This window comes from Planococcus sp. SSTMD024 (assembly GCF_041320495.1).
Taxonomy (GTDB): Bacteria; Bacillota; Bacilli; order Bacillales_A; family Planococcaceae; genus Planococcus.
The window spans coordinates 263,186-277,776 of record NZ_JBGGNS010000023.1 but is presented as its reverse complement, the minus strand read 5'-3'; the positions used below and the strand labels follow the sequence as shown (position 1 = coordinate 277,776).

16 protein-coding genes are annotated in these 14,591 nt (G+C 49.7%); all 16 read right to left on the bottom strand.

The annotated features are described in order from the left end of the window. Window positions 1-42 precede the first annotated feature (42 nt). Complete coding sequence (sucD, locus tag AB9R92_RS15605; protein WP_370670354.1) at window positions 43-945, bottom strand: succinate--CoA ligase subunit alpha; 903 nt, start codon at window positions 943-945, stop codon at window positions 43-45. Window positions 946-963: 18 nt separating this feature from the next. Then, window positions 964-2,124, bottom strand: a complete 1,161-nt coding sequence (sucC, locus tag AB9R92_RS15600; protein WP_370670353.1) for an ADP-forming succinate--CoA ligase subunit beta — start codon at window positions 2,122-2,124, stop codon at window positions 964-966. A gap of 121 nt (window positions 2,125-2,245) precedes the next feature. Beyond that, a complete protein-coding gene (locus AB9R92_RS15595; protein WP_370670352.1) occupies window positions 2,246-3,016 on the bottom strand; it encodes a ribonuclease HII in 771 nt (256 codons plus the stop codon). Between the two features lie 55 nt (window positions 3,017-3,071). Continuing rightward, window positions 3,072-3,947 carry a ribosome biogenesis GTPase YlqF gene (gene ylqF / locus AB9R92_RS15590; RefSeq protein ID WP_370670351.1) on the bottom strand — a complete coding sequence of 292 codons (876 nt, stop codon included), beginning with the start codon at window positions 3,945-3,947 and terminating at the stop codon, window positions 3,072-3,074. An 11-nt stretch (window positions 3,948-3,958) separates the two neighbouring features. Continuing rightward, window positions 3,959-4,516 (bottom strand): signal peptidase I, encoded by a 558-nt coding sequence (gene lepB / locus AB9R92_RS15585; protein WP_370670350.1) that lies wholly within the window; start codon window positions 4,514-4,516, stop codon window positions 3,959-3,961. 196 nt (window positions 4,517-4,712) lie between these two features. Continuing rightward, a complete protein-coding gene (rplS, locus tag AB9R92_RS15580; RefSeq protein ID WP_058383570.1) occupies window positions 4,713-5,057 on the bottom strand; it encodes a 50S ribosomal protein L19 in 345 nt (114 codons plus the stop codon). A 135-nt stretch (window positions 5,058-5,192) separates the two neighbouring features. Next, entirely contained in the window at window positions 5,193-5,921 is a 729-nt protein-coding gene (trmD, locus tag AB9R92_RS15575; protein ID WP_370670616.1) for a tRNA (guanosine(37)-N1)-methyltransferase TrmD, read from the bottom strand. Further along, window positions 5,921-6,436: a ribosome maturation factor RimM gene (gene rimM, locus AB9R92_RS15570; protein WP_370670349.1), complete on the bottom strand. Its 516-nt coding sequence runs from the start codon at window positions 6,434-6,436 to the stop codon at window positions 5,921-5,923. Before rimM ends, trmD begins: the two co-directional genes overlap by 1 nt. A 62-nt stretch (window positions 6,437-6,498) precedes the next feature. Continuing rightward, a complete protein-coding gene (locus AB9R92_RS15565) occupies window positions 6,499-6,732 on the bottom strand; it encodes a KH domain-containing protein (protein ID WP_101190532.1) in 234 nt (77 codons plus the stop codon). Window positions 6,733-6,744: 12 nt separating this feature from the next. Beyond that, on the bottom strand, window positions 6,745-7,017 hold the full coding sequence (rpsP, locus tag AB9R92_RS15560) for a 30S ribosomal protein S16 (protein ID WP_058383567.1): 273 nt from the start codon (window positions 7,015-7,017) through the stop codon (window positions 6,745-6,747). A 92-nt stretch (window positions 7,018-7,109) separates the two neighbouring features. Next, a complete protein-coding gene (gene ffh / locus AB9R92_RS15555; protein WP_370670348.1) occupies window positions 7,110-8,468 on the bottom strand; it encodes a signal recognition particle protein in 1,359 nt (452 codons plus the stop codon). A 13-nt stretch (window positions 8,469-8,481) separates the two neighbouring features. After that, window positions 8,482-8,805, bottom strand: a complete 324-nt coding sequence (locus AB9R92_RS15550; protein WP_058383565.1) for a putative DNA-binding protein — start codon at window positions 8,803-8,805, stop codon at window positions 8,482-8,484. 67 nt (window positions 8,806-8,872) lie between these two features. After that, a complete protein-coding gene (ftsY, locus tag AB9R92_RS15545; RefSeq protein WP_370670347.1) occupies window positions 8,873-9,889 on the bottom strand; it encodes a signal recognition particle-docking protein FtsY in 1,017 nt (338 codons plus the stop codon). Between the two features lie 11 nt (window positions 9,890-9,900). Beyond that, on the bottom strand, window positions 9,901-13,449 hold the full coding sequence (smc, locus tag AB9R92_RS15540) for a chromosome segregation protein SMC (protein WP_370670346.1): 3,549 nt from the start codon (window positions 13,447-13,449) through the stop codon (window positions 9,901-9,903). A 2-nt stretch (window positions 13,450-13,451) separates the two neighbouring features. Then, window positions 13,452-14,207, bottom strand: coding sequence for a ribonuclease III (rnc, locus tag AB9R92_RS15535; protein WP_370670345.1), 756 nt, complete (start codon window positions 14,205-14,207; stop codon window positions 13,452-13,454). Window positions 14,208-14,346: 139 nt separating this feature from the next. Continuing rightward, window positions 14,347-14,583, bottom strand: a complete 237-nt coding sequence (locus AB9R92_RS15530; protein WP_216968733.1) for an acyl carrier protein — start codon at window positions 14,581-14,583, stop codon at window positions 14,347-14,349. Window positions 14,584-14,591 lie beyond the last annotated feature (8 nt).

Genomic DNA, 14,591 nt, shown 5'->3' with positions numbered 1-14,591 from the left:
CTGAAACGCTGCTGTATCAACGTTTCAGGCTTAATTTATGGATTAATGAGTTTTACAAGCGTCGTAAAGGCCTTTTTCTTTGATAACTTTGATCAAAGTTTCGCCGATAACGGACGGTGTATCTGCAACTTCGATTCCAGCAGCGTTCATTGCTTTGATCTTGTCTGCAGCTGTTCCTTTGCCTCCAGAAATGATCGCACCGGCATGGCCCATGCGTTTTCCTTCAGGAGCCGTCTGGCCGCCGATAAAGCCGACAACAGGTTTCGTCATGTTCTCTTTCACCCATTGTGCAGCCTCTTCTTCTGCAGTACCGCCGATTTCACCAATCATGACGACAGCATACGTATCTTCATCTTCATTGAATGCTTTCAATACATCGATAAAGTTCGTGCCGTTGACCGGGTCTCCGCCGATTCCGACAGCAGTCGATTGGCCGATTCCTTCTTCAGACAATTGGTGAGTCGCTTCGTACGTCAAAGTACCTGAACGCGATACAACACCGACATGTCCTTTTTTATGAATGTATCCAGGCATGATGCCGATTTTACATTCGTCCGGAGTGATGACACCCGGGCAGTTCGGTCCGACAAGGCGTGTTTTCTTGCCTTCCATATAACGCTTCACTTTGACCATATCGAGTACCGGAATATGCTCAGTGATGCAGATTGCCATATCCAACTCAGCTTCTGTTGCTTCAAGAATTGCGTCAGCAGCAAAAGGAGCCGGTACATAAATTACAGATACATTGGCACCTGTAGCTTTTACGGCATCTTCAACCGTGTTGAAAACAGGTACGCCTTCAACTTCAGTTCCGCCTTTGCCTGGTGTTACACCCGCAACGATTTTCGTTCCGTATTCAAGCATTTGCTTCGTATGGAAAAGGGCAGTTGACCCTGTAATTCCCTGTACAAGCACTTTTGTGTCTTTATTAATGTATACGCTCATTTTTGTCCCTGCCCTTCTTTAGCCTACAAGTTCTACGATCTTTTTCGCGCCGTCAGCCATAGTGCCGGCCGCTACGATGTTCAGACCTGATTCGTTCAGCAGTTTTTTACCGATTTCTACGTTTGTTCCTTCAAGACGGACGACAAGTGGCACTTCCAGGCTGACTTCTTTAGCCGCTTGGATAACGCCTTCCGCAATGATGTCACATTTCATGATTCCGCCAAAAATGTTAACGAAGATCCCTTTGACATTCTTATCGGAAAGAATGATCTTGAATGCTTCCGTTACTTTCTCAGCAGTGGCACCGCCCCCAACGTCAAGGAAGTTAGCGGGTGAGCCGCCGTAATAGTTGATCGTATCCATTGTTGCCATAGCAAGGCCGGCACCGTTAACCATACAGCCGATGTTCCCGTCCAAAGAAATGTAGCTCAAGTCATACTTGGAAGCTTCGATTTCTTTAGCATCTTCTTCATCGTAATCGCGCATTTCCATGATGTCCTGGTGACGGTATAGCGCATTGGCATCGAAGTTGAACTTCGCATCCAAAGCCACTACTTGCCCGTCGCCTGTAACGACCAATGGGTTGATTTCGACGATTGCGGCGTCTTTTTCAAGGTATGCCTGGTAAAGGCCAAGCATCAATTTGGCTGCTTTATTGACAAGCTTAGCCGGGATGTTCATGTTGAATGCCATGCGGCGCGCCTGGAAGCCAGTCAAACCGACAACCGGATCGATTTCTTCGTAGAAGATGCGATCTGGAGTGTTCGCTGCAACTTCCTCGATATCCATACCGCCTTCTTCTGAGCCCATCAATGTGACGCGTGAAGTTTCACGGTCTAGGACCAGTCCAAGGTAGTATTCCTTCTCGATATTGCTGCCCGCTTCGATGTAAAGGCGTTTAACTTCTTTGCCTTCTGGGCCTGTCTGATGCGTCACGAGGACCTTGCCAAGCAATTCCTTCGCATATTCACGCACTTCGTCCAAGTTTTTCGCCAGCTTGACGCCGCCTGCCTTGCCTCGTCCACCTGCGTGGATTTGGGCTTTAACAACGACAACATCCGAACCAAGTTCTTTCGCTGCTTTGACTGCTTCTTCAGGTGAAAAAGCAACATGGCCTTCTGGTACTGATACGCCATATTGTTTCAGGACCTGTTTTCCCTGATATTCATGGATATTCATCTGTCATCCTCCAATCAAACATCTGTCTCTTAATTTTATTGCCTCTACCATTGTATTAAAGTTGCCACAGAATGTCCACAGCTGACAGCCACTCTGCATAAAACTTCGAATTTTCCGTCTCTTATGGTCTTTGAGCCATCGATTTGACTGGTTCGAACGTCTTGCGGTGAATTGGGCAAGGGCCATGCGCTTCTAGCGCCGCCAGATGGTCTTTCGTGCCGTAACCTGCATGCTTCGAAAAGCCGTATTGCGGATACATCTGGGCGTATTCTTCCATTAAATCGTCCCGGCCGGTCTTTGCTAAGATCGACGCGGCGGCGATGCATAAACTTTTGGCATCGCCTTTGATGATCGCTTCGGAAGGCATCGGGAGCGCAAGTTCCATGGCATCAGCCAACACCACGTCAGGCGCCGTGTCCAAATTGTTTGCTGCTGCTTCCATCGATTGTTTTGTCGCCTGGTAAATATTCAGCCGGTCGATAGCTTCAGGAGGCTGGATATGGACCGACCAACTGATCGCCTGTTGTTTGATCAGCTGCGCCAATTCGTTGCGCTTCGCTTTCGCTATTATTTTCGAATCATCCAAACCGATGAATGCGCTGCTATCTTCCGGCAAGATCACAGCCGCCGTCACAACCGGCCCGGCAAGCGGCCCACGCCCTGCCTCATCAATGCCGGCAACGAGCGAACCCGGATGGTTTTTGAACTGTCGATCAAAGCTTTGCTTGTCTTCCAAACGCTGCAGCAAAGAAAGCTTTTTGTCGATACGGCGCTGCCAGGCGCCGAGCAATTGCTGGACGCTTTTGCGCGAATCGCCTTTCAACTCCTCCATCCATGGTTCGAATGTTTCTGCCTGCCCTAATTTTTCCTTGATCGATGCTGCCGTCTCCATGTCGCCACTTCCTTTTCACAAAGAAATAGCGGGCCCTGTTTGAGGACCCGCTGTATTATGCCAATTCGTCTTGTTCTGCAATCATTTCATCCCGGTAATCGAAGGTGATGCGCCCAAGATGCTGGTTGCGGATATCGCGAATGATGATCTCGGCCGTCATTTCATAATCGACTTCGCCATCAGGGCCGATCATATAGCGTTTTTTGCCGATATGATCAAAAGTCTTCACCAAGTCTTCATCGATATGGTCGATGCCGTAGCGGTCCATCAACCGGTCCGGATAGCGTTCCTCCAGAAACTTCAGCGCATAGATCGCCAACTCCTGCATTTGGATAACCGAATCCTTGATCGCCCCAGTGACCGCGAGTTTCTGGCCGGTCTCTTGGTCCTCAAATTTCGGCCAAAGAATCCCTGGCGTATCGAGCAATTCGATTTCTTTGCCGACCTTTATCCATTGCTGAGCTTTTGTAACTCCCGGCATATTGCCCGTTTTCGCCAAGCTTTTCTTGGCTAAGCGGTTAATCAAGGTCGATTTCCCGACATTTGGGATGCCGACGATCATGGCACGGATGGCGCGCGGCTTGATGCCTTTCGCTTCCATCCGGTCCCATTTTTCTTTAAGGATCTCTTTTGAAGCTTTCGTGACCGCCTGCAGCCCTTTTCCTTCCAGGGAATTGATCGCCACCGCACGGGTCCCTTCCCTTTCGAAATGCTCGATCCATTTTTTTGTTTCCCGCTCGTCTGCCATATCCATTTTATTGAGGATGATGAGGCGGGGCTTTTGCTGGATCACTTGGTCGATCATCGGATTTCGCGATGATAGCGGCAAGCGGGCATCCACCAATTCAAAGATGATATCCACCAATTTCAGTTTTTCCGTTACTTCCCGACGCGCTTTCGCCATATGCCCGGGAAACCATTGAATCGTCATGACACCACTCCTTATTTTACGATGCCGGCTTCATCCACCGGCCAAAAAACGAAACTCGTATTGCCGATCACTTCTTCGATCGGCACCAGCCCGATGTGCCGGCTGTCCTTGCTTGCCCTGCGGTTATCCCCCATGACGAAAACATAACCGTCAGGGATCGTGGAATAGCTGGTGATATCCTCTAACACGAAGTCTTCTGTCAAGGTCCCCGTTATGCCTGTCTTGTATTGTTCGAGATAAGGTTCTTCCACTGCTTCTCCATTTATAAAGAGCTGGTCTTCCTCATAGGCAACATGGTCGCCCGGCAATCCGATGACCCGCTTGATATAATCTTTTTGTTCCGGCGCATGAAAAACGATGATGTCGAATCGATCCGGTTCACCGATATTATAACCAATTTTATTGACGATCATCCGGTCGCCGTGCTCCAGGGTCGGCATCATCGACTCCCCGTCCACCACAATGGGGGTGAATAAGAAAAACCGGATAATTGCCGCAAGGCCGAACGCGATCAATAGAGCTTTGGACCATTCCCACACTTCATTCTTCTTTTTCCCTTCAGCTTCCATGCGTGTTCCTCCCCGCGCTTAATGCTTTAATTGTACAGCGAAACAAGGTGTTTAGCAAAGAAAAGAAAAGCTATTTGCCTCCGTGCGCCATGCTTTTAGCGCCTTGAAAAATGCATTTAAAAAGGCCCAGGCAATCAGCCCAGGCCTTTTACATGCAAAAGAAGAAGGCATTAAGCCTTCTCCCTTGTTTGCAATATTAACGGATTTCTTTGATACGAGCTGCTTTACCGCGTAGGTTGCGCAAGTAGTACAATTTAGCACGACGTACTTTACCACGGCGAGTAACTTCAAGCTGAGCGATTTTCGGCGTGTGTACAGGGAATGTACGTTCAACACCTACACCGTACGAGATTTTACGGACAGTGAATGATTCACTGATTCCGCCTCCGCGACGGCTGATAACGACTCCTTCGTATACCTGGATACGTTCGCGAGTTCCCTCGACAACTTTCACGTGGACGCGAACAGTATCTCCTGGACGGAAATCTGGAAGATCCGCACGAAGTTGTTCTTTAGTGATTTCAGCAATGATGTTTTGCATGTTTTTTCTCTCCTTCTACAGATGCTCTTGCAATCCGTAATCTTTGCAGCGGAACACCGTGATTCGTGTACTTCACATAAAAGTACATTTTCCATACTATCACTTCATGCGTTTGGCTGCAAGAGCTATCCTGATTTATTTTTCGGCTTGTAAGCGAGCCAGTATGTTTTTTTGTTTATCGCTCAGTTCGACATGGTCAAGAAGGTCGGGGCGGCGTTCAAGTGTACGCTTGAGGCCTTGCTCTTCCCGCCACTCTTCAATTTTGGCGTGGTTCCCGGACGTCAATACGGCCGGAACGACCATGTCTCTAAAGCTCGCTGGACGCGTGTAATGCGGATGCTCCAAGAGGCCGGTCGAAAAGGAATCGCGGACCGGGGAATCACTATTGCCGAGCACACCCGGGAGCAGCCTTACAACGCTGTCGATCACAGTCATGGCTGCCAGCTCCCCGCCGGTCAACACAAAGTCGCCGATGGAGATTTCGTCGGTAACCAGATGTTCACGGATACGTTCATCATAGCCTTCGTAATGGCCGCAAATGAACACCAGTTCCTCTTCGCGGGCAAGTTCTTCTGCCTTGCTCTGCGTAAAGCGCTCGCCTTGCGGGCACATCAAGATAACGCGCGGTTTCTTGCCGTCACTTGTGATGCTCTCGACCGCATTGAAAACCGGTTCCGGTTTCAGCACCATGCCAGCGCCGCCGCCGAAAGGGTAATCATCCACTTGTCGCTTATTGTCGGCAAATTCGCGGATGTCGACTACGCCTAAAGTGACCGCTCCTTTGTCCTGCGCCTTTTTCATGATCGAATGCTGGAACACCCCTTCGAACATCGGCGGAAAAAGAGACAACACTTGGATGTTCATCATGATAGGAGACCATCCAGTACTTCGATGGTGATTTTCTTTTCATCGATATCGACTTCTTTGACGACGTCTTCGATATAGGGGATGTAATGCTTTTTGCCTTTATCCGGCGTTACTTCCCAGACATCGTTGGCCCCTGTCTCCAAAATCTCCGTCACTTTTCCGATCTCCTCGCCATCAACTGAAAACACTTGGCAGCCGAGAATTTCATGATGGTAAAAAGCGCCTTCTTCCAGATCGCCGAGATCGTGTTCAGCGATCTTCAGATAGCCTTCCTTGAACTGCTCGACATCATTGATGGTCGGATAGCCTTCAAAAGATACAAGATTGAAGTTTTTATGGGTACGGTGGCTCGCTACTTTCACCATGATCGGCTTTTTCGCGCCGGCTGTGAAAAGCCCGAGCTTATTGCCGATCGCAAACCGTTCTTCCGGGAAATCGGTACGGGACATCACGCGCACTTCACCGCGGATTCCGTGGGTATTGACTATTTTTCCTACGTTAAACCATTCCACGCATAAACACCCTTCCTTTATTTTTTCCTGAAAAAAAAGGAAGGAACCGGGGCTCCTTCCTTTCAATCCACAATATCAAGGTACGTTTTCTTCTTATGATAATTTCCTGCTGCTGAATAGACGACAGAGCGTACAGCTTTCGCTACACGTCCTTGCTTGCCGATGACTTTCCCTGTATCGCTTTGATGCACGGAAAGCTTGTAGACGACTCGGTTAGTGTTTTCGTCTTTTTCAATACGAACTGCTTCCGGATAATCAACTAGCGGCTTGACGATCGTTTCAATCAGCTGCTCCATAAGAACGCTCCCTTACTTGTTTAGTTTTTCGTTATGGAATTTCTCCATAATGCCGTTCTGAGAGAACAAGTTGCGTACTGTGTCAGATGGTTTAGCGCCATCGTGAAGCCATTTCAACGCCAATTCTTCGTCGATTTTAACTTCAGCTGGAACTGTCAGCGGGTTGTAAGTACCTACTGTTTTGATTTGACGGCCGTCACGTGGGGCACGTGAATCAGCGACTACGATACGGTAGAAAGGAGACTTTTTAGCTCCCATACGTTTTAAGCGAATTTTTACTGCCATTTTATAAAGCACCTCCGAATAGTTTCACACAAGATATTATATTAGCAAGCTTTAAAAGGTTTGTAAAGTATTTTTTCTTAACACTAACAAAATTACTTAAAAAGCGAGTCCAGGCCTGGCATCGACATCTTTTTCTTGCCCTTTTTGCCGGCCATTCCGGACATTTGTTTCATCATTTTCTTCATGTCTTCAAACTGCTTGAGCAGCCTGTTGACGTCTTGGATGGACGTTCCGGAACCGCGGGCAATCCGTTTTTTACGGTTTGCATTGATGATTTCGGGAGTCGTCTTCTCCTGGATCGTCATCGAGCGGATGATCGCTTCGACGCGCCCCATTTGGCTCTCGTCCACTTTGGCATTTTCGAGGCCTTTGATTTTACCCGCGCCTGGGAGCATCTTCAGAATTTCATCGAGCGGCCCCATTTGCTTCACTTGGTCCAATTGCTCAAGAAAATCATCGAACGTGAACGACGACGTACGGAATTTCTCTTCCAATTCCTTCGCTTTGGCCTCGTCGACGTTCGTTTGCGCTTTTTCGATCAAGGATAGCATATCGCCCATGCCGAGTATGCGGGACGCCATGCGCTCTGGGTGGAATGGTTCAAGCGCATCCATTTTCTCGCCTGTACCGATATACTTGATCGGTTTTTCGGTGACGGTGCGGATCGACAATGCTGCACCGCCGCGCGTATCGCCGTCAAGTTTCGTCAAAACGACTCCTGTGATGCCGATTGCGTCATCGAAACTTTGCGCCACGTTGACCGCATCCTGCCCGGTCATCGCATCGACGACAAGGAAAATCTCATCCGGTTCTTTGATCGAACGGATGTCTTTCAGTTCCTGCATCAATTGCTCATCGACATGCAGGCGGCCCGCCGTATCGATGATGACCGTATCCAGGTGTTCCGCTTTGGCGTGTTCGATCGCTTCACGGGCAATATCGACAGGGTTTGCTTCCGTGCCTTTGGAGAATACCGGCAATGATAATTGCTTGCCGATCGTCTCGAGCTGGTTGATTGCAGCCGGGCGATAGACGTCCGCTGCGACCAGCAGTGGCTTCCGGTTATTCTTTTTGCGTAGCACGCCTGCAAGCTTCCCGGTCGTCGTCGTCTTACCGGCGCCTTGCAGACCGACCATCATGATGACCGTCGGCTGGCGCGTCGAAAAGTCGATTTTGCTTTGTTCGCCGCCCATCAGTTCAGTCAGTTCATCTTTGACGATTTTCACGACCTGCTGGCCTGGCGTCAAACTTTCCATTACTTCAAGGCCGACCGCGCGTTCGCTGACTTTCTTGATGAATGATTTGACGACTTTCAAGTTGACGTCCGCTTCGATCAAGGCAAAGCGGACTTCGCGCATCATCTCTTTTACGTCTGCTTCGGACAATTTCCCTTTGCCTTTGATTTTGGTCATCGTCCCCTGCAGGCGTTCAGATAATCCTTCAAATGCCACTATATACCGCCTCCTAGTCCCATTCCTTCAATTCATCCAAAAATTTCTGGACATTGTCATCCGTGAATGGCTGTTTTTCAAAAGTCGAGACGAGTTGCTGGCGCCGTTGGAATTTCTCGAACAGCTGCAACTTCTCCTCATATTCTTCAAGCATCGCTTCGGTCCGGCGGATATTGTCGTACACCGCTTGGCGGGTGATTTCATACTCTTCGGCAATTTCGCCGAGCGAATGGTCGTCCAGATAATACAAGCTCATATAGCTGCGCTGTTTGGGCGTCAGCAGCTCCTGATAGAAATCAAAAAGATAATTCATTCTTGTCGTTTTTTCCAGTCCCATCAATGACGCTCACCCCATTCATACTCCTGTATACCATACTGAATCCCGACGCCTCCGTCAAGTAATTTTACTTGTCTGAGCCCATTTCTTCCTGCTCTTCACGGTCCAAGCCTTCGGCAAACAAACCGTAAACGTATTTTTGCGGGTCGAATGGCTGCAGGTCATCGAGTTTTTCGCCGAGCCCGACGAATTTCACCGGAATATTGAGCTTGTTGCGGATCGCCAGGACGATGCCGCCTTTTGCGGTACCATCGAGTTTCGTCAAGACGATGCCTGTCACTTCCGTCACTTCTTTGAAGGTCTGGGCTTGAATCATGGCGTTTTGCCCGGTTGTCGCATCAAGTGCCAGCAGCACTTCATGTGGCGCTCCCGGAATTTCACGGGCAATGACACGATGCACTTTTTGCAATTCGTTCATCAAATTGACTTTGTTCTGCAAACGGCCGGCCGTGTCGCAGATCAAGACGTCAATATTGCGCGATTTTGCCGCGCGCACGGCGTCGTACATGACCGCTGCCGGGTCGGAGCCTTCGCTTTGCTTGATGGTCTCGACGCCGACGCGCTGCCCCCACACGTCGAGCTGGTCGATCGCTCCTGCGCGGAACGTGTCGCCAGCTGCGAGCATGACGGTCTTGCCTTCATTTTTCAGGCGCTGCGCCAATTTCCCAATCGTGGTCGTTTTTCCGACGCCGTTGACGCCGACCATCAAAATGACGGTCGGGCCGGATTCAGCGAAGGTCAATTCGCTCAATTCCTGATCGCCTGCCTCATAGATTTCGACAAGTTTCTCGGAAATGACCGACTGCACATTCGATGTGTCTTTGACATTCTGGCGCTGCACTTCATAGCGTAATTCTTCCATCAAGTCCATGACTGTCTCAAATCCGACGTCCGCCTGGAGCAGCACTTCTTCCAATTCCTCGAAAAAGTCTTCATCGACTTTGCGGTAACGGGCCACCAGGTCATTGATCTTCGACGTGAAGCCGGTCCGCGTTTTGCTTAAGCCTTCGCGGTATTTCTCGGTTGATTGTTCTTCTTCAACATTATTGCTGAATTTATCTTTTAATTTCTTAAAGAAACTCATCGAATCACTCCTTATTTGATGTCTTCCTGCAGTTTCACGGAAACCAGTTTGGAAATGCCGGATTCCTGCATCGTAATGCCGTAAAGCACGTCAGCGCCTTCCATCGTGCCTTTGCGGTGGGTAATGACGATGAACTGTGTGTCTTCACTGTATTTTTTCAAGTACTGACTGTAACGCACGACATTCGATTCATCAAGCGCCGCTTCCACTTCGTCCAGAACACAGAATGGCACAGGGCGCACTTTCAAGATCGCGAATAGCAGGGCAATCGCCGTGAGCGCCCGCTCCCCGCCGGACAACAAGCTCAAGTTCTGCAATTTCTTGCCTGGCGGTTGTGCGATGATGTCTACGCCCGTCATAAGCAGATCCGATGGTTTGGTCAATACCAGATCCGCAGACCCCCCGCCGAACAATTCGCGGAATACATGGCGGAAGTGGCTGCGGATCGCGTGGAATGTTTCGTCGAAGCGCAGCGTCATTTCCTCATCCATTTCCTCAATCAAAGTGCGGAGCGTATCTTTCGCTTCATTCAGATCATCCCGCTGCTCGCTCAAGAAGCGGTGGCGTTCTGCAACATGTTCATATTCCTCGATGGCGCCGATATTGACGCTGCCGAGTTCTTCAATTGATTGTTTGAGAAGCTTCACTTGCTTTCTGACAGCAGCTTCCTCGTCTTCTAGCGGGTAGTTGCTTGCTGCTTCAAGATTCATTTCGTAATGATCCTCAAGCTGTCCGAGAAGCCCCTGCAATTGCACTTCAAGGCGTGTCGTCTTCACTTCGCAAATGCGCACTGCTTCTGTAAAGCCTTTATGGATGCGGCTTTGTTCACGCAACTGTCGTTCTTCTTCGTCGAGCGCATGTTGCAATTCATGGCGTTCTTTGCGTGAGGCATCGACAGTTGTGTTCGCCGATTTTCGTGCATCGGACCATCTCTGGATTTCCGCCTCGATTTCTTCATCCGAAAAGCTTTTGGAAGCTTCTTCCGATTGAATCCATTCCAGCTCGCGTTCAAGCTCGCCGAGCCTGTTGCGGCTGGCTGTCCGGCGTTCCGATAATTCATCGGCTTGTGCAGTGAGCTGCCCGATGCGCTCTTTACGGACGGCCATATCTGATTTGAATTCCGCAAGTTTCGCCAGCAACTCGCCTCGGGCCGTTTCTTTTTGCTGCTTGAAGCCGGTCAATTCCTCGATCTCGCCGTTCAAGCCTTCCAGTTCGCTTGCAATGGCGTCCATGCGCCCAGCTGCCGCTTCCTTGCGCGAAGCAAGTCCGGAGAGGTCCTGCTTGGTTTGCTGTTCTGCACGGAATAGCGCAAAGCGGCTGTCGGTCGTTTTCCATACCGCTTCGATTTCCCGCAGATGAATCGCGCTTTCCGCTTCGAGTTCCCGGTAGCGTTCGCCTTCTGCACGAAGCTGTTCTAATTGCTCTTTGGCAGTTTCTGCTCGCATCTGCAATTCGCGGACTTTCTGTTCGGCTTGTGCAATAGTGCCTTGAAGTTCAGCGGCTTGCTGTTGCAGCTGTTCGAGTTCTGCCTTTCGCGTAAAGAACGAAGCCTGATTTTTCGTCGCGCCGCCAGTCATGGAACCGCCAGCATTAATGACGTCGCCATCCAATGTCACGACACGATATCTATGGCCGATTGCTTTGGCTATCGATGTTGCGCCTTCGAGATCTTTTGCTACCACAACATGGCCGAGCAAGTTTTGGAAAATCATCGCATATTGTTCGTCATAGCTGACAAGCTGTGCGGCGATATCCACAAATGCCGGATGTGCCGAAACCGATTGCACCACTTGTTGGGGAATCTGCCTCGGTTTCATGACCGTCATCGGCAGGAACGTGGAACGCCCTGCGCGTTTTGTTCTTAAAAAACGGATCGCTTCGCTGGCACTTTTTTCATCGCTCGTAACGATATGCTGGCTGGCTGCGCCAAATGCCGTTTCGATTGCTTTGGCATAAGGCTTCTGGACATCGGCCAGTTCAGCCACAGCCCCGATGATGCCGCTGAGTTCACTCCGCTCTCTTGCCTGCAGCACTTCACGCACCCCGTGGAAAAATCCGGAATAATCCGCTTCCAAGTCTTGCAAGGTCTCGATCCGGGCAGCTAGCTGCTTATGGGATTGGTATGCTTGGAACAGCAAGGATTTTTTGTGGTCGTAATCCGCTGCCAATTGCTTAGCGCCGGATTCCTGTTCTTTGAAATGCTGGCGTTTGCGGTCAAGGTCTGCATGAATTTCTTCGTACGCTTTTTCTGCCTGCTGTTTTTCTTTCAACAAGCGGGCTAGTTCTTTCTCGAATGCCTCTTCTTGCGCGGCGATGCGGCCGCTCGATTCCGTCATTTGCTGTTGCTGGAAGTCGATGTTTTTCAATTCGTTTTTCAGTCCCGCTTGTTCATTCATCAATTCGATATAGAGGGATTTTTTCGCTTCAATTTCATTATCGATATCGGCAGGCGTCAAGTTTAATTGCGCTTCTAGCTGCTGAATCGACTTGCGGGTCTGTTGCTGATCCATTTTCTGCTGTTCGAGAGACGCGACTTGTTCGGCATGGCGCTGTTCAAGCTTGGCAGTTTCTTCGCGTTCGATTTTGATCGATTCTTCCAATGCCTGGCGCTGGCGGTCCGCATTATGCTTTTTCTCGGACATCAGCAACTTTCGGCCTTCCCATTTTTCGGACTCTGAACTTGCTTCAACCAGCGCCGCTTGAGCCGCGTCAATTTTTTGATCCAGCACATGCACCGACCGCTTCGATGCGGCTATTAATTGTTCTGTCTCCGAAATTTCACCCGCAAGCCGCTGTTCTTCTGCTGTGTGCAGCAACGCTTCCTGCGACAGCTCCGAAAGTTGCGCCTTCAAAGCATTTGCGTCATGCGCCAATAGCGCAATATCCGCGTCTTTCAGCTGCGCGCTCATGTCAAGGTAATCACGTGCTGCGGAAGCCTGCATCTGCAAGGGCTCCATGCGCCCGTCCAGTTCGTGCAGGATATCCAGCACCCGGTTCAAGTTCTCGTCGGTTTCATTCAGCTTAAACTCGGCTTTCCGTTTGCGCTGCTTGTATTTCAATACCCCAGCCGCTTCTTCGAAAATCGACCGCCGCTCATCGGCTTTGCTATTGAGTATTTCGTCGACTCGGCCTTGGGAAATTATAGAAAATGCTTCCTTGCCCAGTCCCGAATCCATGAACAGATCGGTGATGTCTTTCAGGCGGCATGCCTGCTTGTTCAGCAGATAGGCACTTTCCCCACTGCGAAAAACCCTTCTCGTTACGCTGATTTCGCTGTAATCGAGAGGGGCTTTGCCGTCTGTGTTATCCAAAACTAAGGTGACTTCTGCAAAATTAAGCGCTTTCCTCGAATCGCTTCCGGCAAAAATCACGTCTTCCATTTTTGCACCGCGCAGCGATTTCGCGGATTGCTCGCCGAGGACCCAACGGATCGCATCGGTTACATTGCTCTTGCCGCTGCCATTCGGCCCGACTACGGCGGTGACGCCTGGGACAAAATCGATGCCGACGCGGTCAGCGAACGATTTAAACCCGATTACTTCCAATCTTTTCAAAAACATGTTCAATCCTCCGCTGTTTCCTGCAATTTACGGATGGCAAGCTGTGCTGCCTTCTGCTCCGCTTCTTTTTTGGAGCGCCCGTCGCCTAGGCCCAGTTCCTGGTCGCCCAAAGAAACACGCGTCACAAATATCCGGCTATGTGCAGGACCCTTTTCTTCGATGATTTCATAATTCAAGGTGCCGGTATTTTTCTGCTGCACCAGCTCCTGCAATTGGCTTTTATAATCCATCGCATGAGAAAAAGCACCGACTTCCACTTTCGGAAATAGCACTACCTCTAAAAAGGCCACGACCTTTTCCAAGCCCTGATCCAAGTAAAGGGCGCCGACAAATGATTCGAAGACGTCCGCGAGAAGCGCCGGGCGCGTTCGGCCCCCTGTCAATTCCTCGCCTTTGCCGAGCAGAATGTATTTGCCGAAGTCCAATTCGTTGGCGAATAGGACAAGAGACGGCTCACATACGATCGAGGCGCGCAGTTTGGTCAGTTCCCCTTCCGCCATTTCGGGATATTTCATATAGAGGAAATGCGATACTGACAATTCCAATACAGCGTCGCCTAGAAATTCCAGGCGTTCATTGTCCGTGAATTGTCTTCTTCGATGCTCATTCACATAAGATGAATGGGTAAATGCCTGCTGCAGAAGGGCAGGTTGTTCAAATTGGATATCCAGCTCTTTTTGCAATTGCTCAAATGCCTGTTTGGCACTTTCTTTCAGCGCCATTGGTTTGGTATGTTTCGGTTTTCGTTTCATCGCCATTTTTATCTGCCTTCCTCTATTGTTCTCTTGTTGATTTTACCTGTTTTTCGGGCATTGTGCAAAAAGAGAATTGACGCACAGCTAGGCTGTGCGTCAATCTTTTGTGCTATCAAGCTGGGACGAATCCCGTTTATTCAACTTACGCTTGTTTTTTTTCGATGTAAGTTACTGCGTCGCCTACCGTTGCCATTCCTTCTGCATCTTCATCGGAAATTTCCATATCGAATTCGTCTTCTAGCTCCATGACCAATTCAACTACATCCAATGAGTCCGCTCCAAGGTCGTTTGTGAAAGATGCTTCAGGTTTCACTTCGCTCTCTTCCACACCAAGACGATCTACGATTACTTTGGTTACTCGCTCCAATACTGTTGACAATGCCGTCA

Coding starts and splice junctions, on each gene's coding strand:
- ylqF (WP_370670351.1), bottom strand. CDS start 3,947: ATGACGATTCAATGGTTTCCCGGGCATATGGCGAAAGCGCGTCGGGAA.
- AB9R92_RS15595 (WP_370670352.1), bottom strand. CDS start 3,016: ATGGAGACGGCAGCATCGATCAAGGAAAAATTAGGGCAGGCAGAAACA.
- AB9R92_RS15565 (WP_101190532.1), bottom strand. CDS start 6,732: ATGGAGCAGCTGATTGAAACGATCGTCAAGCCGCTAGTTGATTATCCG.
- rplS (WP_058383570.1), bottom strand. CDS start 5,057: ATGCAAAACATCATTGCTGAAATCACTAAAGAACAACTTCGTGCGGAT.
- sucC (WP_370670353.1), bottom strand. CDS start 2,124: ATGAATATCCATGAATATCAGGGAAAACAGGTCCTGAAACAATATGGC.
- trmD (WP_370670616.1), bottom strand. CDS start 5,921: ATGAACATCCAAGTGTTGTCTCTTTTTCCGCCGATGTTCGAAGGGGTG.
- ftsY (WP_370670347.1), bottom strand. CDS start 9,889: ATGAGTTTCTTTAAGAAATTAAAAGATAAATTCAGCAATAATGTTGAA.
- smc (WP_370670346.1), bottom strand. CDS start 13,449: ATGTTTTTGAAAAGATTGGAAGTAATCGGGTTTAAATCGTTCGCTGAC.
- lepB (WP_370670350.1), bottom strand. CDS start 4,516: ATGGAAGCTGAAGGGAAAAAGAAGAATGAAGTGTGGGAATGGTCCAAA.
- AB9R92_RS15550 (WP_058383565.1), bottom strand. CDS start 8,805: ATGGGACTGGAAAAAACGACAAGAATGAATTATCTTTTTGATTTCTAT.
- sucD (WP_370670354.1), bottom strand. CDS start 945: ATGAGCGTATACATTAATAAAGACACAAAAGTGCTTGTACAGGGAATT.
- rnc (WP_370670345.1), bottom strand. CDS start 14,207: ATGGCGATGAAACGAAAACCGAAACATACCAAACCAATGGCGCTGAAA.
- rpsP (WP_058383567.1), bottom strand. CDS start 7,017: ATGGCAGTAAAAATTCGCTTAAAACGTATGGGAGCTAAAAAGTCTCCT.